The organism is Pseudoalteromonas sp. 0303 (genome assembly GCF_013349995.1).
In the GTDB taxonomy this organism is placed as follows: Bacteria; Pseudomonadota; Gammaproteobacteria; order Enterobacterales; family Alteromonadaceae; genus Pseudoalteromonas.
This window is the reverse complement of record NZ_JABVXF010000014.1, coordinates 86,182-107,655: the sequence shown is the minus strand read 5'-3', so window position 1 is coordinate 107,655 and position 21,474 is coordinate 86,182. Positions and strand designations below refer to the sequence as shown.

The following is a 21,474-nucleotide window of genomic DNA, read 5'->3' as shown; positions in this document are numbered from 1 at the left end:
ATTTGAACCCTAGAGGGGCTACAAACCCCTGCCGGTTTTCAAGACCGGTGCATTCGACCACTCTGCCATCTCTCCGACGGCGTGCATAATAGATAAAGCGGCCGTGCTTGTGAAGCTTTTTTTTCAAAAAACTGTTTAAGTGATTAAAAAACAATTAATTTGCTCAGCATTAGTACAACAGCGTTTAGATTGTGCGCAACATTGAACTTTTCGATTATTTATCTTGTCTATTGATCCACAATAGTTTGCCCAAATATATAACTCTTGATAGGCTTAGTTCAGTTTAATAATTGGAACTAACGAACGTATAAGTTCATTTAAAGGAGCTCTAACAATGGCGTTTAATCAATCGTACAATACTGCAAGACCGGTAATGTCGACTATTGAAACCAATAAAGTTTTAAAGAATACCTATTTCTTACTGGCGATGACACTAGCATTTAGCGCAGTGACAGCAGGTATATCAATGGCAATGAATCTACCTTATTTTATGGGGTTAGTATTTAGCTTGATTTCACTTGGTGTGCTTTTTGTTGTTAACAAAAAGGCTGACAGTGCTTCAGGTGTTGCTTGGGTATTTGTTTTCACAGGTTTAATGGGCGCAGGACTTGGTCCAATGCTTAACTACTACGCTGCAATGCCAAATGGCCCTATGCTTATTATGCAAGCGTTAGGCTCTACTGCGTTAATCTTCTTTGGTTTGTCGGCTTATGCGCTTACCACTAAAAAAGACTTCTCATTTATGGGTGGCTTTTTAACTGTGGGTTTAATCGTGGTGATTATTGCAAGCCTAGTTAACTTATTTATTGGCAGCTCAATTACCTTTATGGTTATCAATGCCGCTGTTGTACTAATTATGTCTGGATTAATCTTATTTGACACTAGCCGTATCATTAATGGCGGCGAGACTAATTACATCCGCGCAACAGTTGCTTTATACCTGAACGTATATAATTTATTTACGTCTCTTCTTCACCTACTTGGTGCAAGTGATGACTAATTAAATAGTTCTGCTAAAATAGCCCCTTTCTAGGGGCTTTTTTATTGGATGCGTTTTGGCACAATTTGTACTTTCTCTTCATACCGCGCCGACCGATCACGACACAACTCAACGGCTAATTAAATTTGCACAGGCCTGTCTTGACTCTGGTCACTCAATTGCAGCTATCTTTCTTTATCAAGCTGGTGTTTACCACGCAAGTAACCATTTAGATCTTGCCAGCGACGAGCTTCCAATTAATCGTTTGTGGCAGTCGTTAAGTGAGCAAGAGATCCCTCTACTGCTATGTGTCACTGCTGCTGAAAAGCGTGGCTTAGATATCGATAACACAGGCGTGTTTACCGTCGCTGGGCTTGCAGAATTTGCGATGCTTGTCAGTGAAGCGGATAAATGGGTGCAATTTAAATGAAAAACATTTTAGTAATAAGCCAACATAGCCCATTTGACGATCAACATATTCGTGAATCACTCGACACGACACTAATTTTTGCCGCTATTGAACAAAACATTAGTTGGCTTCTAAGTGGTGAGGCAGTTTTAGCTTTGAAAAAAAATCAACAACCAGAGCAACTTGGCATTAAAAACTATTTTAAAACCATTAAAACCCTTGAGTTATACGATGTTGAAAACATATATGTATGTGAAAAGTCGTTGATGGATTTTAACCTTTCAGAAGATAGTCTGATTATCGATGTTAAAGTAGCTAACTTTGAGCAACAGCGAGACTTAATTAGCCAACAGCATCAAGTGGTGACCTTATGAGTACCTTGCATATTTTTTCAAAACCCTTAGCTCACTATTGCAATAATATGTTGGCAAATTTAATTTCTTCGCAAGATACAGTACTTCTTGTTAGTGACGCTTGTTATAACAACATGCAGTTTAAGCAGTTCTCTTCAGCAATTCATTTACTTGAAGAAGATGCTGCAGCCCGTGATATTTCATTTAATCAAGGCGATATCGCAATAAACTACGCGCAGTTTGTAGAAATGACTTTAAACGCAAAAAACACGATTACTTGGTAAACCATGCTTGAATTTAATAACAAACAGATAGAAACAGACAAACAAGGGTATTTACTTGATTCAAACGATTGGTGTGAAGATCTTGCACCCATTATTGCTGAGCAAGAGAACATTACCTTAAGTGAGCAGCACTGGGAAGTTGTGCATTTTGTGCGTGATTTTTACGTAGAGTACAACACCAGCCCTGCAATACGCATGCTGGTCAAAGCAATGGCCCAAAAGCTAGGTGAAGAAAAAGGTAATAGCATGTATTTGTATAAGCTATTCCCTAAAGGCCCAGCAAAGCAAGCGACTAAAATTGCAGGTTTACCTAAACCGGCTAGGTGTATTTAATGGTTAATAAAGCCAATAGCAAACCACGTCGCAGCAGCGGACGAACTTATTCAAGGCCGACTCAAAAACGCCAAGTTAAAAAAGCAATTAGCCCTGAGCAGCGAAAAGTGGTGCTATTTAACAAACCATTTGATGTGCTTTGCCAATTTACCGATGACCAAAACCGTAAAACGCTTGCCGACTTTATTACTATTAAAGATGTGTATGCAGCAGGACGCTTAGATAGAGATAGCGAAGGACTGTTGCTCCTTACCAACTGCGGTAAATTACAACACACACTCACTGAACCCAATAAAAAAACAGCTAAAACTTATTGGGTGCAAGTAGAAGGTGATGTTACTGATGAGGCTATCTTTGCACTTAACAAAGGCGTAGAGCTTAAAGATGGAATGACCAAGCCTGCCAAGGTTAGGCGTATTGACGAGCCGTCAATTTGGCCACGTACCCCGCCCGTTCGCGAGCGTAAAAACATACCAACCAGTTGGTTAGAAATATCTATCACTGAGGGCCGTAATCGCCAAGTTCGCCGTATGACAGCGCATGTTGGCTTCCCTACTTTGCGATTAATTCGTTACAGCATTGGTAACTATACCCTTGATGGATTAGAGAATGGCCAGTTTAAAGTAGTGAACAACCCTGATGCATAAACCAAATGTCACAGTGGCCGCCATCGTCACATGCCAAGACAAATTTTTACTTGTTAAAGAGCGCGATAAACACACAGGTGATATTTGCTATAACCAGCCTGCGGGTCATCTAGAAGCCAATGAAACCTTAGCAGAAGCAGCTCATCGCGAACTTATTGAAGAAACAGGCATTAGCCTTAATGCCAGTCACCTTGTTGGCATTTATAATTTGCATGCCGCAAATGGCGTTCACTATATGCGTTTTAGCTTTGCTTTTAATAGCCCAGAGCTATTTGAACCATCTCCCCAAGATGATGACATTCTTAGCGCAGATTGGTTTAGCCTTGAGCAAATTAAAAGCCTGCCGCTTAGAAGCCCTCTGGTTTTAAAATGCATTGAAGATCATTTAGCTGGTAAAGCCTACCCACTTAGTTTGATTTACCAATAACCACTGTGATTTTGGCTGGTTTGGGTGTCTAAAAGTTTGCTATGCCCAAACCACTATTACTTGCAATCAATGCCTTGCCTAAATCGCTTTTAATTCCAACTGAAACTCGCATCTTGAGGTGGTTTGGGTATATAATATCGGCCTTTCCATAGCAGTTAAAAAATGACAGCGAATATTATGAGCGAAAATAGTCACATTAAAGTCATCGTGGGTATGTCCGGCGGTGTTGATTCTTCTGTATCAGCGTATTTATTAAAGCAACAAGGCTATCAAGTTGAAGGCCTGTTCATGAAAAACTGGGAAGAAGACGATAATGATGAATATTGCGCTGCAGCTGAAGACCTACAAGACGCACAAGCTGTGTGCGATAAGCTAGGTATTGAGCTTCACACTGTAAATTTTGCAGCCGAATACTGGGACAACGTGTTTGAATACTTTTTAGCAGAGTACAAGGCAGGCCGTACACCAAACCCAGACATCATGTGTAATAAAGAAATCAAATTCAAAGCATTTTTAGAATTTGCAGCACAAGCACTTGGTGCTGATTACATCGCTACTGGCCACTATGTTCGCCGTGAAAAGCGCGGTGATAAATTTGTAATGTGTCGTGGCCTTGATGACAACAAAGATCAAAGCTATTTCTTATACACTCTAAGCCATGAGCATATTGCGCAAACACTTTTCCCTGTTGGCGATATTGCTAAGCCTGAAGTACGCCGCATCGCTGAAGAGCAAGACTTAATCACTCACGATAAAAAAGACAGTACCGGTATCTGTTTTATTGGTGAGCGTAAATTTAAAGACTTCTTACAAAAATTCTTACCAGCACAGCCAGGTAAAATTGAAGATACCGATGGCAATGAAGTGGGTGAGCACGAAGGCTTGATGTACCACACACTTGGTCAACGTAAAGGTCTATTAATTGGCGGCATGAAAGAAGGTTCGGGTGAACCTTGGTATGTAGTTGATAAAGACGTTGATCGTAACGTATTAGTAGTTGGTCAAGGTAAAGACCACCCTCGCCTGTACAGCAATGGTTTAAATGCAAACCAGCTTCACTGGGTTGACCGCGAAGGCCCTAAAGGGACCACACGCTGTACTGTTAAAACTCGTTATCGCCAAGAAGATATCAGCTGTACTTTACTTGTTGGTGAAGATGGTATGGCACGCGTATTATTTGATGAGCCACAAAAAGCAGTGACACCGGGCCAATCAGCCGTATTCTACGCTGACGAAGTCTGTTTAGGTGGTGGTATTATTGATTCGGTGATCAAATAATGACAGAGCACCAAGTCATGGCTTTAGCTGCCATGTGTCAAGTTGCTAAACAAGTACAAAAAGTTGCGCAATTTGGCCAAGGCAGTGATCACGAATTAGAAAAATTACTAAACTGTATTGTCGAAACATCACCAAATAGCCCTGAAGACGTGTATCAGGGTAAACATAATTTACGTGAAGGCTATCGCATTTTGATTGCACAGCTTTCTGCCGGCGCAGACAAAGACGTCGAAATCGTAAAATATGTGGGTGGTTTAATGCAATTAGAACGTGCATTAAGTTCAAAACAAAACAGCTTAAATGAATTAGGTCGTCGCATTGATGATGTTAAACGTCGCCTCGACCACTTTGCTATCACAGATGATACTGTAGTAGCAGCGCTTGCTGATATTTACTCATCGGTGCTAAGCCCCCTTGGGCATCGTATTCAAGTGTATGGCAAGCCAGAGTTATTAAAACAGCAGCTCACGCAAAACAAAATTCGTGCCCTATTATTGGCCGGAATTCGTAGTGCCGTGTTATGGCGACAAATGGGCGGTAAACGCCGTCACTTTTTCTTTGCAAAAAGAAAAATCCTCGCCATTGCTAAACAATCAATTTAATTATCGTTCAAACTAGACAATTTAGGAGTCATTATGGAGCTTTCAGCGTTAACCGCTATCTCTCCGGTAGATGGTCGCTATGGCAGCAAGACCACGGAACTACGCAGTATTTTCAGCGAATTTGGTTTAATCAAATACCGTGTAACTGTTGAAGTTCGTTGGTTACAAGCTTTATCTGCAGCTAGCGCAATCAAAGAAGTACCGGCATTTAGCGACGAGGCTAATGCTTTACTTAATGCCATTGTTGATAACTTTAGCGAAGCTGATGCAGCACGCGTTAAAGAGATCGAGCGCACAACTAACCATGACGTAAAAGCAGTTGAATACCTACTTAAAGAAAAAGTAGCTGATAACGCAGAGCTTAACGCAGTTAACGAATTCATTCACTTTGCATGTACTTCAGAAGACATCAATAACCTGTCTCACGGTTTAATGCTTACCGAAGCGCGTGACAAAGTATTACTTCCATACTGTGACCAACTTCTAAATGCATTAAAAGAAAAAGCAGTTGAGTACAAGTCAGTTGCAATGATGACACGTACCCACGGTCAACCAGCTACCCCTTCTACAATGGGTAAAGAGTTTGCAAACGTCTACATGCGCTTAAAGCGTCAACGTGACCAAATTGCTAACGTAGAAATGTTAGGTAAAATCAACGGTGCTGTAGGTAACTACAACGCTCACCTAAGTGCATACCCAGATTACGATTGGCACAGCCACGCTGAGCAGTTCGTAACGAGCCTAGGTTTAACATTCAACCCGTTCACAACACAAATCGAGCCACACGATTACATTGCTGAGTTATTCGATGCAGTTGCACGTTTCAACACTGTATTACTTGATTTTGACCGTGACGTTTGGGGCTACATTGCACTTAACCACTTCAAACAAAAAACAATCGCAGGTGAGATTGGTTCATCAACTATGCCTCACAAAGTAAACCCGATTGATTTTGAAAACTCTGAAGGTAACTTAGGTATTGCTAACGCTATCTTTACTCACCTTGCGCAAAAACTACCTGTTTCTCGCTGGCAACGTGACTTAACTGACTCAACAGTGTTACGTAACCTAGGTGTTGGTATGGGCTACACACTTATCGCTTACCAAGCGACATTAAAAGGTGTTAGCAAGCTTGAAGTAAACGAAGAGCGTTTATTAGCAGAACTAGACCAAAACTGGGAATTACTAGCAGAGCCAATCCAAACGGTTATGCGTAAATATGGTATCGAAAAGCCATATGAAAAACTTAAAGACCTTACTCGTGGTAAGCGCGTAAACCAAGAAATCATGGCTGATTTCATCGATGGTCTTGAGTTACCTGAAGAAGCAAAAGTAGAAATGAAAAAATTAACTCCGGCTAATTACATTGGTCGTGCTGTTGAGTTCATCGACAACTTAGCTTAAATTCAAATTAAGACTTAAAAAAGCGAAAGGCCTTCCTTTCGCTTTTTTTATATCAATTCGCTTAGGTCACGTTATGTATCAATTAACCATCAATTCATTAACCCAAGAGCAATTTTTAGCTGAGTATTGGCAGAAAAAACCATTACTTATAAAGCAAGGCTTCAAGGATTTTGCAGATCCGATTGAGCCCGAAGAATTGGCCGGTCTTGCCATGGAGGAAAGCATTGAATCACGTATTGTGACCAATCACTCAGATGATTGGCAAGCATACCATGGTCCTTTTGAAGACTTTAGCTTGCTAACTGAAAAGCACTCAACATTACTGGTGCAAGCAGTTGACCATTGGCATAGCGATGCAGCGCAACTACTTGAGCCATTTCGCTTTATTCCAAACTGGCGTATCGATGATTTAATGATCAGCTACTCTACCCCGGGTGGTGGCGTGGGTCCGCATTTAGATCAATACGACGTGTTTATTATTCAAGGTGAAGGAAAACGCCACTGGCGAGTTGGTTTACCTGATGCGAACTTAAAGCAATTTGCACAAAATAAGAGCCTGTTACAAGTTGAGCAATTTCCTGCCGTGATCGACTGTGTGTTAGAGCCGGGAGATATTCTCTATATTCCACCGGGTTGCCCACATGAAGGTTACGCAGTTGAAAATGCACTTAATTACTCTGTGGGTTTTAGAGCGCCAAACCAACGCGATTTATTATCACAATTTGCCGATCACCTCATCGATACTGAGCTTGGTAATCAACGATATGGTGATGCAGAGCTTAAGTTGCGTTCATCTAAAGGTGAACTTAACCAAACTGAAGCGGAAAAAGTAAAGCAACTTATGATTGCTGCGATTAATGATGACGCAGTATTCAAGACTTGGCTTGGTAACAGTATGAGTCAGCCAAAACATGACATGGATTTAGCGCCTTTAGAGGAGCCATATACACTAGATGACGTAAATGACTTACTCAAAGATGAAGACGTTGTTTTTGAGCGTTTAGGTGGTACCCGTGCCATTTATCAAGTAATTGACGATAAAATACTTTTAAGTATTAATGGTGTTAATTATATGCATGATTTAACTGACCTTGAATTAATAACAAAGCTCACAGATCAAACCTGCTTGACCTCTGCTGATATAAATAGTTCAAAAAATAATCACATTTTCTTGAAAACCTTTACTACACTTTTAAATGAGGGTGTTTGGTTTTGTTAGGAGCGTGTGTTTATGGGCTATCATATAGATGAAGTTGAATGGAGTATCGACAAGGAACTCTTACAACAAATCCGAGAACGGGTATTTGTATGCGAATTACATATCCCTAAACACATAGAGTTTGATCACCTAGATAAAACAGCACACCACGTACTCGTTACAGATGAGTGTAAATGCCCGGTTGCAACCGGGCGTTTATGTAGTGATGGCCTCATTGGCCGTATTGCCGTTTTACCTGAGCATCGTAACCGTTCGGTTTACAAATCATTATTGAATTACTTAGTAGGCATGGCTGAAAAGCAAGGCTGTGATTGCGTCAGCATTAATTGCATATTGAACGAAGTAGATAGATTTAAACGAAATGGCTTTTCGGCTGATGGCTTAGTATTTATGGAGGCTGGTATTCCAAGGCAACGAATGCTCTGCCCTATTAAGCAGTTTGATACGCGGCCATTCACTTTGGTGCATTAAGGTATATGTTAATTAAAAAAGCTGAATAACATTATTCAGCTTTTTTATTAGAAGTTATGCAGGCTCGTTTTGCCACATTTCTTCTTTTTCAAATAGCTCATATAAACCGTGAGCACGGTTAATTAACAGGTTAGCAAAATCAACTTTAGTTTTATCTACCGCACCTGATTGCATTAGCTGATCAGCCTTCATCTGCCACTGCATAGAGAAATAACGTAATACTTCACGTGCATTGTTTGCTGCACTTGCTTCAGCGTGATCGGTAGGTAAACGACCGGTGATCACCCAATAGCTCTTACCGTTTTGTGCTTTAAATTTCCAAATCGCTACTAATGGGGCAATAAAACGGCTTTCTTTTTCTACAACAGTTTGCGGAATAACGCCTTTTTCAGCTAAATGCTTTTGTGCATTTTGGAAACATTCTCTTTGCCAAATAACACTTTGTTTTTGCGCTTCGGCTTGTTCTTCTGGTGTTAATGGTCTTGCTTGTTTTTGTTCCATGGTGGTTACTCTTTTACAACATTTCTGACACTTTAAGGTTTAAAATGGCGCTGTGCAAGTGTTTACGGGCAATCAAAGAGCATTTAAATTTACTTGCGTACTATTCAATCAACTCAGAAAGAAGAGTTAGGCTCTGTTAAAAATTGCAGCTCTTCAGGGGTTGATTCACGACCTAAAACTTTATTGCGATGTGGGTAGCGACCAAACCTATCAATAATCACTTTGTGCTTTAGTTCAAATTCATAATTACTCATGCCTTTAAACAATTGCTCAGCTTGCTGATTCAACTTCATCTGATTGCTGATACCAAGCTTCTGGTCCTAATTCATTAAACCAGAAATCGATAATCCTTTGCTTATCCATAAACACTCCTTAATTACCCAGTACTTTTGCAGGGTCAACTCGGGTTGCTTGCCACGCAGGATATAAGGTAGCCCAAATAGCGAGAACAAAGGTAACAATCACCGTGATAACAATATCTTGCCAAACTAATTTACTGGGTAAAAACTCAATAAAATAAACCCCTTGTAACGGGTTATCGCCAAATAAGTTACTTGCCCAAGTGAACAGTTCACTGATGTTTAACGCAAGCATTACACCGATAACTGTGCCTAAGATCACACCAATTAAAGCTTGTGTAAAACCTTGCATCACAAAGGTTGCTAAAATGGTGCTATCTTGTGCGCCCATGGTTTTTAAAATTGCGATGTTTGCCTGTTTTTCACGTACTTCCATCACTAAAGACGAAACAATATTAAAACTCGCTACCGCAATTATTAAAAACACCACGATATACACAATAGTACGAACCATTTGAATATCTTGATATAAGCTACCCTGAGTTCTAAACCAACTCGATACATAGACATAATCTGGTATAACTTGCCCAACACGCATCGCTGTTTGATGGGCCGCGAACACATCAGCTACTTGTAATCGTAAACCAGTTACTTGGTTTTGCTCAAAACTCAACACGCTTTGCGCTTTATCAAGGCGAATGAAAGCCGCTGTTTCATCAATTGGGCCACCCATTTTTATAATACCCGCAAGATTCAAGCTAACACGCTTTGGAGCCAATAAAGTGTTACTTTGCTGGTTTATCTGTGGGATTAATAAGGTAACTGGTTCGCCAATTTTAAGGCCCAATCGGTTAACGATTTGTTGGCCTAAAAGCACATCTTCTTGTTGTAGCTGGCTAACTAAGCGCCCTTCTGTGAATTGGTTTAACGCCGACACTTGGTTTTCAAATTCAGGGCTTACACCACGCACTTCAACTGCTTTTAACTCACTTTTATATTGCGCCATGCCGTTGACACTAATAAACGGCGCAGCACCTGTTACACCGGCTTGAGAGCGTAGTAGAGCAACTTTTGACTGCCAATTACTGATTGGTTTGTTAGGGGCAACATATTCAACCTGAGGTACAACCGATAAAAGGCGATGTACTAGCTGCTGCTCAAAACCATTAATAACTGATAAAGCAACAATTAGCACAGCGACACCTAAAAGTATGCCGATTGTCGATGCTTTAGCGATAAAACTAACAAAACCATTTTGTCCGTCTTTTTGGCCACTATGGGCACGAAAGCGTTTTGAAATAAAGGCACTAAGCAACATGCTGAGACTCTTTAATTGCGAGTTTACCATCATCTAAATAGGCAATTTTGCCTAGTTTATCTGCAAGTTCTAAATCATGGGTTACCACAACAAAACTGGTTTTTAAGCTAGTATTTAATTCTTTAATTAAATCGTAAATCTTAATTGCGTTTTGTTTATCTAAGTTACCGGTTGGTTCATCGGCAAGCACCAAAGCAGGCTCGGTTACTAATGCACGTGCTATTGCAACCCGCTGCCTCTCACCACCTGATAACGCCGAAGGTTTATGTTCACTGCGATGAGATAACCCTACTTTATCTAGCATGTGACGGGCTTTTTCGGTTGCCGCTTTTGCGCTTAAGCCTTTAATTAATAATGGCATTGCAACATTTTCAATGGCAGTAAATTCCATTAATAGATGATGGAATTGATAAATGAAACCTAAATTTTCATTTCTGAAACTGGCTTGTTGTTTACGGTTTAATTTAGAAACCTGCTGACCTTTAATTTCAACCTTGCCTGAGCTTTCGTTATCTAAGGTGCCTAATATGTGCAATAAGGTACTTTTTCCTGAGCCAGAGCTCCCTACAACAGCTAGCATTTCGCCTTGATTAAGTGCTAAATCAACCCCTTTTAATACCGCAACCTCGTTATCGCCATCTTGATATACTTTATTTAACTGCTGACAATTGATAACTAAATCACTCATAACGTAATACCTCTGCTGGATTCACTTTTGCAGCTTTTCTGGCAGGATACAAGGTAGCTAAAAAGCTCATCGCAATACTCCCTGCGGCAATAAAACTCAAACTCATAACATCAAATTTAACGGGTAAACTCACGCCCGCTAGTAAATTGATGCCTAACATATTCAATAATTCATTAATGTTGCTACTTAATAGCACACCAAGTAACGCACCAATACTGGTACCGATAAGGCCGTTATATAAGCCTTGGATCATAAACACATGCTGTACTTGTAACGGAGTTAAGCCCAGTGTTTGTAAAATAGCGACTTCACTTTGCTTCTCGCTGACCATCATGGTTAATGCTGAAACGATATTAAACACTGCAACGAGCACGATTAAGCCAAGTAACATCGACATAATGCGCTTTTCCATTGCCACAGCGGCAAATAATGTGCCTTGGCTAGCTCGCCAATCAGTCACAGTGTAATCGTTTAAAATAGCTAACTGAGATTGCAATACTTGCTCAACAGCAAATGGTTCATAAAGCGATACACTCAAATTGGGTGCTGCTGATTTTGCTAGTTTTAAAACTCTGCCTAACGAATAGCCACTGGTAAATGCCAATGACATATCAATTTCAGACTGTGTTTCATACAGGGCAGCAACGGTAAACAAGCGCTGACTCGGTACTCGACCAAGTGGGGTATACGAACTGGCATTAGGCATGATCACCCGTACTTTATCCCCAAGAGAAATACCCAATTTGCGGCTCAAGTAGCGGCTAATTGCAATATGGTAGTTGCTGTCCATCACTTGTGACCAATTGCCGGCAACAATTTTATCTTTTACGTTATAGATGGAGCTTCCTTCATCATAAAGGCCTTGTAACAATACGCCGTGCAAATCTTGGTTAGTTTGTAAAATGGCTTCGCCATGGCGGTATAGGTTAACTTGTTTAACATCTTGAGAATTTGCTAGTTGCTGCTTTAACTGCAACATGGTTTCTTTCGAATTATCTTCGGCTGATACTTCAATATGGGGAATTAAACCAAGCATGTTGGTTTTAAGGTTATTTTCAAAGCCATTCATTACTGAGCTGACTGTAAACAAGGCCATTAAACCAATAGCAATGCCCGCGATAGAGAAAAATGAAATAAATGAGATAAAGGCATTGCCCTTTGAGGAGCGACTATATCTCAGCCCTATAAAAAGGCTAACAGGTTGAAACATAATAAATTATGGGTATTCCAAGGGCTAAATATGCGCTCATATTAGCATAGATTTAGCTAGCATGGGATGCGCGAAATTGTAAAAAATAATTATAAATCTGATACTTGAACAGTAGCAACCAAATGGTCAAGTAATGCTTTTACATTGGTTGCGATAAACTGCCTTGGTGGATACACCCCCCATACCCCTTCAGGTGCCGGTGCAACATTCGAAAGAACAGCAGTCAACCTGCCATCGGCTAGGTGTTCATTGACATAGTAATCTGGTAATTGCACGATGCCTAACCCTTTTATTGCAGCGTCAACCAATGCCCAACCACTGTTACAGGCTAAACATCCAGCCACTTTGATGTGCTTGTCTTGGCCCTGCTCTTTTACCCGCCAGTAACTGTTATTACCAATCAGGCAATTGTGCTGATGTAATTCACTCACACTGTGTGGTTGGCCGAATTTATTGATATATTCAGGGCTACAACAAATAACAAGCCTGCGCTGACTAATGCGCCGTGCTTTTAAAGATGAATCTTTTAAATGACCAAGGCGAATAGCGAGATCATACCCATCTTCTAGTAGATTGACTTGTTCATTGCTTAAATGGCTGATCACTTCAATATCTGGGTGCTTTTGCATAAACGAATGTACCGCAGGCATGATGAAACTTTCACCATACATCACAGGAGCTGTTAGTTTTATACTACCTTTTGGTGTCAGTTGCTGCTCTGCAAGCAGTGCCGTGGCATCATCCATGGCATGCTGTAATTGTTTAGTTTGATGCGCAAACACCTGCCCTTCTTGCGTTAGCACCACTTTACGGGTTGTTCGGGTTAACAATTGTGTGTTTAATCGCTCTTCTAATTGACTCACATACCGGCTTACATGGGCCACTGACATACCCAGTAGTTTACTTGCTTTTGTAAAACTGCCTGTTTCTGCTACCGCTAAAAACTCATCAATTCCGTGCCAACGATTCATTATTACCATACTGTAAAAGTGTTTTAATAAAACGAAGATTATCATTCATTGAGAAACAAATAAAATAGACTAAGTTTAATACTTACTTCCAACAACTATAAGGGAACGTTATGACTGATTTTATCAAATCAAAAGCGGCTATCGCTTGGGGTCCAAATCAACCACTATCAATTGAAGAAGTGGATGTAATGATGCCTAAAAAAGGCGAAGTGCTTGTAAAGATTGTTGCTACAGGTGTTTGTCATACCGATGCATTTACTTTATCTGGTGAAGACCCTGAAGGTATTTTCCCAGCAATCCTTGGCCATGAAGGTGGCGGTATTGTTGAAGCCGTAGGTGAAGGTGTAACACATGTTGAAGTAGGCGATCATGTTATTCCTCTTTACACTGCTGAATGTGGCGAGTGTAAAATGTGTAAATCGGGCAAAACAAATTTATGCTCTGCGGTACGTGAAACGCAAGGTAAAGGTTTAATGCCTGATGGCACAACGCGTTTCTATAAAGATGGTCAACCAATTTATCACTACATGGGTTGCTCTACCTTCTCTGAGTACACTGTATTACCAGAGATTTCACTTGCTAAAGTAAGCAAAGAAGCGCCTCTTGAAGAAATTTGTTTACTTGGTTGTGGTGTAACAACCGGCATGGGTGCTGTTACTAAAACAGCAAAAGTTCAAAAAGGCGATACAGTCGCTATTTTTGGCTTAGGTGGTATCGGTTTATCGGCGATTATCGGTGCAAAAATGGCGGGTGCAAGCCGTATCATTGGTGTTGATATCAACACCAGTAAGTTTGATCTTGCTACTAAACTAGGTGCAACTGATTTAATCAATCCAAATGACTTCGACAAACCAATCCAAGAAGTTATCGTTGAAATGACTGACGGCGGTGTTGATTTCTCATTTGAATGTATCGGTAACGTTAATGTAATGCGCTCTGCTCTTGAATGTTGTCACAAAGGTTGGGGTGAATCAGTAATCATTGGTGTTGCAGGTGCAGGCCAAGAGATCTCTACTCGTCCCTTCCAACTAGTAACAGGTCGTGTATGGCGCGGTAGTGCATTTGGTGGCGTTAAAGGTCGCTCTGAATTACCAGAGATTGTTGAGCGCTATATGAACGGTGAGTTTGCGTTAAACGATTTCATCACACACACCATGAAACTTGAAGATATCAATGAAGCTTTCGACTTAATGCACGAAGGTAAGAGCATCCGCTCAGTTATTCATTATTAATCTTTAATTTAGCGCTAGGTTGATACCTAGCGCCTTTGTTTCAAGGATTTGGTTATGCTAGAAAACATAAGCTCAACAAAAGTCAGCGGTGGCTGGCATAAACAATATACCCACCAAGCTAGCAGCACACATTGTGCTATGCGCTTTGCGATTTTTTTACCGCCAGGTGCCAGCGAAACGAATAAAGTGCCAGTGATGTATTGGTTGTCAGGTTTAACCTGTACAGATGAAAACTTTATGCAAAAAGCCGGAGCATTTAAAAAAGCGGCTGAACTAGGTATTGCGATTGTCGCTCCAGATACTAGCCCGCGCGGTGAAAATGTGCCTGACGACGAAAACTACGATTTTGGTCAAGGTGCTGGTTTTTATGTCAATGCGACTCAAGCGCCTTACAATGTGCACTACAACATGTACGACTATGTGGTTTCTGAGTTACCTGCACTTATTGAAGCGCACTTCCCTGTGACGACCAAAAAAGCCATTGCTGGTCATTCTATGGGTGGTCACGGCGCATTGATGATTGCACTTAAAAACCCTAAACAATACGTCAGCGCCAGTGCTTTTAGCCCGATTGTGAACCCGATTAATTGCCCTTGGGGTGAAAAAGCGTTCAGTAATTACCTAGGTAGTGATAAAGCAAGTTGGCTTGAATACGACAGCTGTGAATTAATGAAAAATGCCGTCGCTGATGATTATTTACCGATGCGTATTGATCAAGGTGAGGCCGATAACTTCTTAACTGAGCAACTCAAAACTGAGAACTTATTTGCTGTCGTAAACGAAAAAGATTACCCAGCTGAGATCAACATGCACGCGGGTTATGATCATAGTTACTTCTTTATCAGCAGCTTTATTGACGAACACCTGATGTTTCATCAAAAGTATCTGTGATTAATACTTAATTTTTAGTGTGGGGGCTTAACTTCCTCACACTCTTTAATACTACGTGTAATTTGCCTGCAAACTAATTGCGGTTGTTGTTCTTTTGGTTTGAGTAAACCAATAACAGCGCTATCAATTTCAAAGCCTAACTTTGCGAATGAAAAGCCTTCAGCATCGGTTACAGTACTGTTAGTTTGATTTGCATTTGTAGTTGCAAGATTTGTTGGTTGTGAGTTTTTTGCATAGCCATCGACTATTGACCCCGCCACTGTACACCCCACTAATTGGTAGCTAACTAAGCAAATAACAAGTTTTGAAAAGCTAATCTTCATTGTTAAAACTATCCATTAACGTAGGTCTTTTTTTTGGCTCAGCTTTAACCTCAACACATTCTTTTACTGCGCGACTAATTTGACGACATTTAAGCTCAACATCCTTATCTTTGCTACCATTCTCTAGGCCTTCAATAATCGCTTTGTCGATTTCATAACCTAGCATCGTCATAGTCATGCCATAGTTAACTCGGTCATTATCTTTTATATCTGCATAAGCGCTTGCCGGCTGTGCTTGACTAGCGCGCCCGCCAATTCCATCTGCAACTAAGCCAACTGCAGTACAGCCACTGAGTAAACTAAGAGATAGTATTACGTACAAAGATTTAAGCATCGGTCCTCCAATACACTTAAGCTTATTTTCTAAGCATAATAACAAACGGGTAATTTAACTGTAAAAAACTGTAGACTAATCACAAATATCGCGAATAAACTCTTTTAGAAACCCAACTAACTGCAATAGGAATATTAACAAGAAAGGTAAAGCGCCTAGAATTGCAACGCTGCGATTTAATGGCTCATCTTGTAGCAGCAATAATGCAAAGCTACATATGAATAGTGCTAGACACCATGCGTAGAGTGTCACACGGTTACTTTGCTCAGAGTCAACCAGCTCTCTTATGACTAAAATCGCAGAGTCAGCGGATGTGGCAACAAATATCAACAGTAGTAATAAGCTTAACCAAATAAACACGGTTCCTTGCCAGTCTAGTTGATTAAAAAATACAAATAAGCCTTGGCTGTAATCTTGTTTTATAGCAACTAAAATGCCCGCTTGGTTAAGTCTATCCCATTCAATTGCTGCCCCCGAAAAGGTCGCAAACCAAATAATAGTCACTAAAGTTGGAATACACACAACCGCCAAAATAAATTGCCAAACTTTACGCCCCTGGCTAATTTTGGCTAGGAACACACCAACAAATGGCCCCCACGCTAACCACCAAAAATAATAGTTATATGTCCAATGAGCCGCCCAGTCCGGCGCTTTTAATTGGCTATCAAATTGCCAAGTGCCAGTTGCAAGCAACTGTAAATAGTAGCCGGTTCCATCTAAAGCAATCTTTATAATAGGCTCAATTGGCACAACTAGTAGCAACCAAAAAAGCAGACTAAATGCTAGAAGTACGTTAAATATACTTAGTGACTGTACCCCGCGTCGTAATCCAAATTTAACCGACAGCGAATAAATAACTGCTAACAAACAAACGATTAATGAACCCACTAATAAAGTTGAAGTAACCCCCAACTCTATTTCAACACCTTTACTGATCAGTAAAGTCGAGTTTGCTATGGTGCCGACGACACCAAAAAAAATAGCGATTATCGCAATTAACTTTACAATAAACGACACAGTAAATTTTGCAGACTTATCAATGCGATTACCGAGCGCAGTTAAAACAGGGGCACAAATATCTCCTGACTTCCCACTGTATTGTGTTAATCCCCCAAGCACTAACGCAAATACAGCATAAAGTGCCCAAGCATGAGCGCCCCAATTCACTAGGGTTAAAGCGAGGCTACTGGCTAGTCTATCTGGATATAAGCTTTGTTTAAGTGGTGGGTCGAGAGAATGTAACGCAGGCTCTGCTACGCCCCAAAAAACCAAGCCAGAGCCCATTCCTGCTGCAAACAACATGGCAAACCAGCCAAAGTTTGAATACTCAACAACAGCCTGCTCACCACCTACTTTACGGCTACCGAGTGGGCTAATGGCTAAAATAATGATGGCAAACAATAAAAAGTTCACCAATAAGAAAAAGCTACTACCACTCCATTTTAACAGCATTTGTACAAACGGCTGAACTTGCTCAGTGATAACATCAGGCAAAATCACAGCAATCAGTGCACCAAACATACACAGTGCAAGCGCGGTTTTTTCAAGAGAGGAGATGGAATGTTTCAATGTGAAGCCTATTTTGTCAGCGTGTTTAGCATACTGTTAGCATGGCTGAAATTCAAACAGCCAAAAGGCTGAAAAAATGACATAGCACTGCGTAAAAATCGCAAATTATAGCAAGGCATGTTTTTAAATACCCGGCTACATGTCCCTAGTTTCCTCATTTTATTTAATTTGCTGATCGGGTATTGAAATTGCAAAACTATCATAATCTTTATAGCAAGGAACAAAGCATGGACTTTAATATTGATTGGTACGAAATTCTCGATAATTTAATTCATCTAGGTATTGCCTATTTACTTGCCCTTCCAATGGCTTTTGATCGAGAAAAAACCAGTAATGGTGCAGGTCTACGAACATTTCCATTAGTCGCTGTTGCATCATGTGGTTATGCATTAGTGGGCATGTCTGTTTTAACAAGTTCAGAGGCAGAATCAAAAGTACTCGAAGGGATTATCACGGGTATTGGTTTTATTGGCGGTGGCGCCATTTTGAAGAACAAAAACTCTACCTATGGAACAGCCACAGCAGCCAGTATTTGGAACATGGGACTTATTGGCATTGCTGTGGCATTTAGTCGTTACGAAATCGCCTTTTTAATGGCGTTGATTAATTTCGTAACACTAAGATATGTTAAGCGCTTAAAGTAAACAATTAACTCGCGTCATATTTTGAGTTAACTATGGCATAGCCAGTTTGTTTAACTTTAATCTCAGCAGGGCTTGCAGATTTTACTAATAAACCGCAACGTCTGCTTTGCTCATCAATGACATAATTAACCGATTCACTTGCTTCAAGGTCAATGACTTGATCTGCACAGCGGATCTGTAATTTAGAAACATCGCTCGCGCCTTCAATTTTGATTGAACCGCGAGATAAAGATAAATATGACAGCTTATCTTTTGAAACATTGATTTGTGAATTAATCTGCGGTGTTCGCGCCAATAGGTCATCAATTTGCTTGATAGTGGCAAGTTTGTTTTCTTCTGAAAACTGTTTACCCTCGATATTATCTAACGCATAAATAGCATTGTAAGCAAGATTAAAATCGCCCTTGAAGCTGTACCATTGTAGAGCACTTTTAGCGACTAAATATTGTATATCTGTTGGTAACTTAGCTCGCAGTAAATAGGCTACAGACAACTGCTCATCAAAGCCAAACCATTGCTGTTGATGATAATAATATTGGCTTTTCAACCATGCAAATAATGCTTGTTCAGAGGTGTTTTTAGTATGGTCTTTATATAACTCAGCCAATGCTTGCTCAGCTTTTTTAAACTCTTTTGCTTGCAGCATTTTATTGATTTCATCGTATTCATTAATAAAACCACGGCTCGCTTTATCATTTGAGTAACCATTAAAATACTTACCTACTTCAAATGAAAACAGGTAACCCCCTTCTACGGTTTTGCCTTCTTTTGTGGCAGGTGCAAACTCTAAGTTGGTTAAGTATTTCTCTGCATTTTCTTCACTACCCCGAGTATCAGATGCCATGATCACTTCAATGTCTTTTGCCTTACCTTGTGTATCAACCACATAAGACATTAATGCCCAGCCTTCTAGACGAGAGCCGTTATAACTACCTGGGTAACGTTTGTTTGAATTTTTAACAATATAGGCAGAGGTAGCAGCTTGAACATCAACACCTAAGTCATTGACGTCTCGCGCTAAAGCGTGTGTTGGTAATGCGATAAGTGAACAAAGTGCTGCGAGTTTAGTGAATTTAATCATGATAATGGCTCCAAATCCCTTAGATAGGAACATTTATAGCACTAAAAAAGGCGCTTTAAAAGCGCCTTGCTGTCAAGAATGTGCTTAAACATGCCTTGATCTTAAAACATATCCTGGTAAGGGTTTGGTTTTGATAATAAAACTTTTTTATCAAAACCTGGGATTGTCATTGAATCTTCACTAATTTCAATGCCATTTTCATCAATTAGGCCATCACCAAAACGATAAATTAGCTCATAATGACCTAAATCAGCGTGTTGTTGATAGTCAGCTTGCGCTTTGGCTACCTGAGTATGACGGTCTTGATATTGCGCCATAACCTCATCACCATGACGCTTTGCAAGCATCTTTAATGTAATTGCCGGTGATAACACAGTCGCCGTTGCGTTATTACCACCAAAGCCTTTTGAGTTAATGAAGGCAATATCCATTGCATCACATTGATAGTGTTCAGTACGAATGTCTAAATGCTCGCTATACACATCATCTGCCACTTTATCGATTGTCGTAATACCCGGCATAATATTGTGACTAAACACACCTAATGCCATAGCTAATTGGTCACCACTAGCTGGAGCAATGGTATGGCCAACATACGCTTTAGGCGCAGCAACCTTCCAATTATCAATTGCAAATGTTTCTGCCACTTTATGATAGATCAGTGATTCTGTTACGCGGTTTTGTGGTGTACTTGAGCCATGTGCCAAAATAAAGCTACGCTTTTGTACCGCCTCTTGGCCAACAATACTGTTTGCTAGTGCAACAGATTTTGCCATCGTGATGTAGTTACCTGGGCCCGGGGCTGTAATTGATTTTTTAATACCATCGGCATTGACGAACACATCTGCAACGCTGCCTAACACATCAGCGCCTAACTCTAATGCCAATGCATCATCCATTAATATAGCAACTTGTGCGCCTTCACCAATTGTAAAACCACAGTTTTCACCAAATGGACGGCTGGTACGGCGATGATCAACCACATCTGTATTATCAAGGCGCTTTAGGCCCTCTTCATTTGCAAGTGCGCTCATATTACCAAAACCTTCAACGATTTCGGGTGTAATAGCACACTCAACAGACGCCACAATAGCTACACGCGTACGACCCGCTTGAATATCGTTTACAGCTGCACGCAGGTTATATAAAAACGTTGCACATGCACCTGATGTAGTAAAGGTTGTGCCCACATTGCCTGTTACATAAGCATTGATAAAGTCAGTCGACATGGTGTTTAAGCCAAGTGCAAGCTGTTTTGTACTCACACGGTCGCCCTGCTGGCGCGCACGAATAAGTCCACCAAATCCTTCATCATCAACTTGACCAGCCACAGAAGCTGAGTAAGTGCCAATTTGATCAGGCTCAACGCTATTCATTACCTGCTGCCATGGCAGACCTGTCGAACGAATCGCATCGGTTGCGGCAAAGATAGTCGCTTGCAAGCCTCTTGGTTGATAACGGCTGTTATACATAGCCGAAGGTTCAAAACCTGTTGGTAATTGACCGGCCGCTTTAATTGGATTATCGCGCGTACTGTCATGTTTAATAGCAAGATCAGCACTAATTGTGACTTTAACTTTTTTATCAGTTAATTCTTCAACCTGCCAAGCACTTGGTACTGGAGTTGGTAAATCACGGCGGCGCGTTTCAAAAACAATCTGCTGTTCACCTGACGCTGTTAACGTCATTCTTTGCTGCCATGGAGTCGCATCCACATCGAAGTGGTTTTTTTCAATTTTACGAATAAGTGTGCCAGCTAAAATTTCTTCACCGAACTTAGCTTCGATGTCTGATTCGGCAATGGTATTGCCTTGGGCATCTTTAAGTACACCTTCAGTAAGAGTGACTAAGTTCATTAATGTCGCTAAGCCTAAAAATGTCTCCTGACGGGCTTTAGCGTCCAAGCTGTCTAACACGATACGACGATAACCTTGATGAAAAGAAGTGCGGCCAGCGGCATTAATACCACCCATACCAACAATAACGGGTAATGCTGTCATAAAAAAC

At 40.7% G+C, this 21,474-nt stretch carries 25 protein-coding genes and 1 pseudogene; 15 read left to right on the top strand and 11 right to left on the bottom strand.

The annotated features are described in order from the left end of the window. Positions 1-334: 334 nt before the first annotated feature. From HUS62_RS11315 to HUS62_RS11260, 12 genes are all read left to right on the top strand, one after another. Positions 335-1,000, top strand: a complete 666-nt coding sequence (locus HUS62_RS11315) for a Bax inhibitor-1/YccA family protein (RefSeq protein WP_175079587.1) — start codon at positions 335-337, stop codon at positions 998-1,000. A gap of 55 nt (positions 1,001-1,055) precedes the next feature. Beyond that, positions 1,056-1,409: a sulfurtransferase complex subunit TusD gene (gene tusD / locus HUS62_RS11310; RefSeq protein WP_175079586.1), complete on the top strand. Its 354-nt coding sequence runs from the start codon at positions 1,056-1,058 to the stop codon at positions 1,407-1,409. Beyond that, positions 1,406-1,762 (top strand): sulfurtransferase complex subunit TusC, encoded by a 357-nt coding sequence (tusC, locus tag HUS62_RS11305; protein ID WP_058585115.1) that lies wholly within the window; start codon positions 1,406-1,408, stop codon positions 1,760-1,762. The genes tusD and tusC overlap by 4 nt, the downstream gene beginning before the upstream one ends. Before the next feature lie 47 nt (positions 1,763-1,809). Next, a complete protein-coding gene (locus HUS62_RS11300; RefSeq protein WP_258536772.1) occupies positions 1,810-2,025 on the top strand; it encodes a DsrH/TusB family sulfur relay protein in 216 nt (71 codons plus the stop codon). Positions 2,026-2,028: 3 nt separating this feature from the next. Further along, a complete protein-coding gene (locus HUS62_RS11295) occupies positions 2,029-2,358 on the top strand; it encodes a TusE/DsrC/DsvC family sulfur relay protein (protein ID WP_175079584.1) in 330 nt (109 codons plus the stop codon). Then, on the top strand, positions 2,358-3,005 hold the full coding sequence (locus HUS62_RS11290; protein WP_175079583.1) for an rRNA large subunit pseudouridine synthase E: 648 nt from the start codon (positions 2,358-2,360) through the stop codon (positions 3,003-3,005). Before HUS62_RS11295 ends, HUS62_RS11290 begins: the two co-directional genes overlap by 1 nt. Next, the gene (locus HUS62_RS11285) at positions 2,998-3,432 is read left to right on the top strand and encodes an NUDIX hydrolase (protein WP_175079582.1); all 435 of its coding nucleotides are present in this window, start codon (positions 2,998-3,000) and stop codon (positions 3,430-3,432) included. The genes HUS62_RS11290 and HUS62_RS11285 overlap by 8 nt, the downstream gene beginning before the upstream one ends. A gap of 177 nt (positions 3,433-3,609) precedes the next feature. Next, positions 3,610-4,710 carry a tRNA 2-thiouridine(34) synthase MnmA gene (mnmA, locus tag HUS62_RS11280; protein ID WP_058585134.1) on the top strand — a complete coding sequence of 367 codons (1,101 nt, stop codon included), beginning with the start codon at positions 3,610-3,612 and terminating at the stop codon, positions 4,708-4,710. Further along, positions 4,710-5,312, top strand: coding sequence for a high frequency lysogenization protein HflD (gene hflD, locus HUS62_RS11275; protein WP_175079581.1), 603 nt, complete (start codon positions 4,710-4,712; stop codon positions 5,310-5,312). Before mnmA ends, hflD begins: the two co-directional genes overlap by 1 nt. 33 nt (positions 5,313-5,345) lie before the next feature. Next, the gene (gene purB / locus HUS62_RS11270; protein ID WP_054561603.1) at positions 5,346-6,716 is read left to right on the top strand and encodes an adenylosuccinate lyase; all 1,371 of its coding nucleotides are present in this window, start codon (positions 5,346-5,348) and stop codon (positions 6,714-6,716) included. Positions 6,717-6,789: 73 nt separating this feature from the next. After that, positions 6,790-7,935, top strand: coding sequence for a cupin domain-containing protein (locus HUS62_RS11265; RefSeq protein ID WP_175079580.1), 1,146 nt, complete (start codon positions 6,790-6,792; stop codon positions 7,933-7,935). A 12-nt stretch (positions 7,936-7,947) separates the two neighbouring features. Continuing rightward, positions 7,948-8,406, top strand: a complete 459-nt coding sequence (locus HUS62_RS11260) for a GNAT family N-acetyltransferase (RefSeq protein ID WP_175079579.1) — start codon at positions 7,948-7,950, stop codon at positions 8,404-8,406. Positions 8,407-8,460: 54 nt separating this feature from the next. On the opposite strand, the gene HUS62_RS11255 is transcribed toward HUS62_RS11260, so the two are convergent. From HUS62_RS11255 to HUS62_RS11230, 6 genes and pseudogenes are all read right to left on the bottom strand, one after another. Then, the gene (locus HUS62_RS11255; RefSeq protein ID WP_054561606.1) at positions 8,461-8,907 is read right to left on the bottom strand and encodes a DUF4826 family protein; all 447 of its coding nucleotides are present in this window, start codon (positions 8,905-8,907) and stop codon (positions 8,461-8,463) included. A 113-nt stretch (positions 8,908-9,020) separates the two neighbouring features. Continuing rightward, a pseudogene (locus HUS62_RS11250) lies at positions 9,021-9,155 on the bottom strand (DUF924 family protein); the annotation flags it as partial. A 124-nt stretch (positions 9,156-9,279) separates the two neighbouring features. After that, complete coding sequence (locus HUS62_RS11245; RefSeq protein WP_175079577.1) at positions 9,280-10,524, bottom strand: lipoprotein-releasing ABC transporter permease subunit; 1,245 nt, start codon at positions 10,522-10,524, stop codon at positions 9,280-9,282. After that, positions 10,514-11,212, bottom strand: a complete 699-nt coding sequence (gene lolD / locus HUS62_RS11240) for a lipoprotein-releasing ABC transporter ATP-binding protein LolD (protein WP_175079576.1) — start codon at positions 11,210-11,212, stop codon at positions 10,514-10,516. Before lolD ends, HUS62_RS11245 begins: the two co-directional genes overlap by 11 nt. Then, on the bottom strand, positions 11,205-12,422 hold the full coding sequence (locus HUS62_RS11235) for a lipoprotein-releasing ABC transporter permease subunit (RefSeq protein WP_062564488.1): 1,218 nt from the start codon (positions 12,420-12,422) through the stop codon (positions 11,205-11,207). The genes lolD and HUS62_RS11235 overlap by 8 nt, the downstream gene beginning before the upstream one ends. A gap of 89 nt (positions 12,423-12,511) precedes the next feature. Next, positions 12,512-13,393 carry a LysR family transcriptional regulator gene (locus HUS62_RS11230; RefSeq protein WP_175079575.1) on the bottom strand — a complete coding sequence of 294 codons (882 nt, stop codon included), beginning with the start codon at positions 13,391-13,393 and terminating at the stop codon, positions 12,512-12,514. 110 nt (positions 13,394-13,503) lie between these two features. Between HUS62_RS11230 and HUS62_RS11225 the strand changes: the two genes are divergently transcribed. Both HUS62_RS11225 and fghA read left to right on the top strand, forming a co-directional pair. Next, positions 13,504-14,625: an S-(hydroxymethyl)glutathione dehydrogenase/class III alcohol dehydrogenase gene (locus HUS62_RS11225; protein ID WP_135924871.1), complete on the top strand. Its 1,122-nt coding sequence runs from the start codon at positions 13,504-13,506 to the stop codon at positions 14,623-14,625. A gap of 54 nt (positions 14,626-14,679) precedes the next feature. After that, on the top strand, positions 14,680-15,516 hold the full coding sequence (fghA, locus tag HUS62_RS11220; RefSeq protein WP_130167173.1) for an S-formylglutathione hydrolase: 837 nt from the start codon (positions 14,680-14,682) through the stop codon (positions 15,514-15,516). A gap of 14 nt (positions 15,517-15,530) precedes the next feature. Here the strand turns inward: fghA and HUS62_RS11215 are convergent, their stop codons facing one another. From HUS62_RS11215 to HUS62_RS11205, 3 genes are all read right to left on the bottom strand, one after another. Further along, complete coding sequence (locus tag HUS62_RS11215; protein WP_175079574.1) at positions 15,531-15,776, bottom strand: hypothetical protein; 246 nt, start codon at positions 15,774-15,776, stop codon at positions 15,531-15,533. A gap of 52 nt (positions 15,777-15,828) precedes the next feature. Continuing rightward, positions 15,829-16,173 (bottom strand): hypothetical protein, encoded by a 345-nt coding sequence (locus HUS62_RS11210; RefSeq protein WP_175079573.1) that lies wholly within the window; start codon positions 16,171-16,173, stop codon positions 15,829-15,831. Between the two features lie 75 nt (positions 16,174-16,248). Further along, positions 16,249-17,742, bottom strand: a complete 1,494-nt coding sequence (locus tag HUS62_RS11205; RefSeq protein ID WP_258536771.1) for a BCCT family transporter — start codon at positions 17,740-17,742, stop codon at positions 16,249-16,251. 227 nt (positions 17,743-17,969) lie between these two features. Between HUS62_RS11205 and HUS62_RS11200 the strand changes: the two genes are divergently transcribed. Then, positions 17,970-18,386 carry an MgtC/SapB family protein gene (locus tag HUS62_RS11200; protein WP_054561617.1) on the top strand — a complete coding sequence of 139 codons (417 nt, stop codon included), beginning with the start codon at positions 17,970-17,972 and terminating at the stop codon, positions 18,384-18,386. Positions 18,387-18,390: 4 nt separating this feature from the next. Here HUS62_RS11200 and HUS62_RS11195 read toward each other — a convergent pair whose 3' ends face one another. Further along, positions 18,391-19,467, bottom strand: coding sequence for an energy transducer TonB (locus HUS62_RS11195; RefSeq protein ID WP_175079572.1), 1,077 nt, complete (start codon positions 19,465-19,467; stop codon positions 18,391-18,393). A gap of 101 nt (positions 19,468-19,568) precedes the next feature. Beyond that, positions 19,569-21,467 (bottom strand): beta-ketoacyl synthase, encoded by a 1,899-nt coding sequence (locus HUS62_RS11190; RefSeq protein ID WP_175079571.1) that lies wholly within the window; start codon positions 21,465-21,467, stop codon positions 19,569-19,571. Positions 21,468-21,474: the final 7 nt, after the last annotated feature.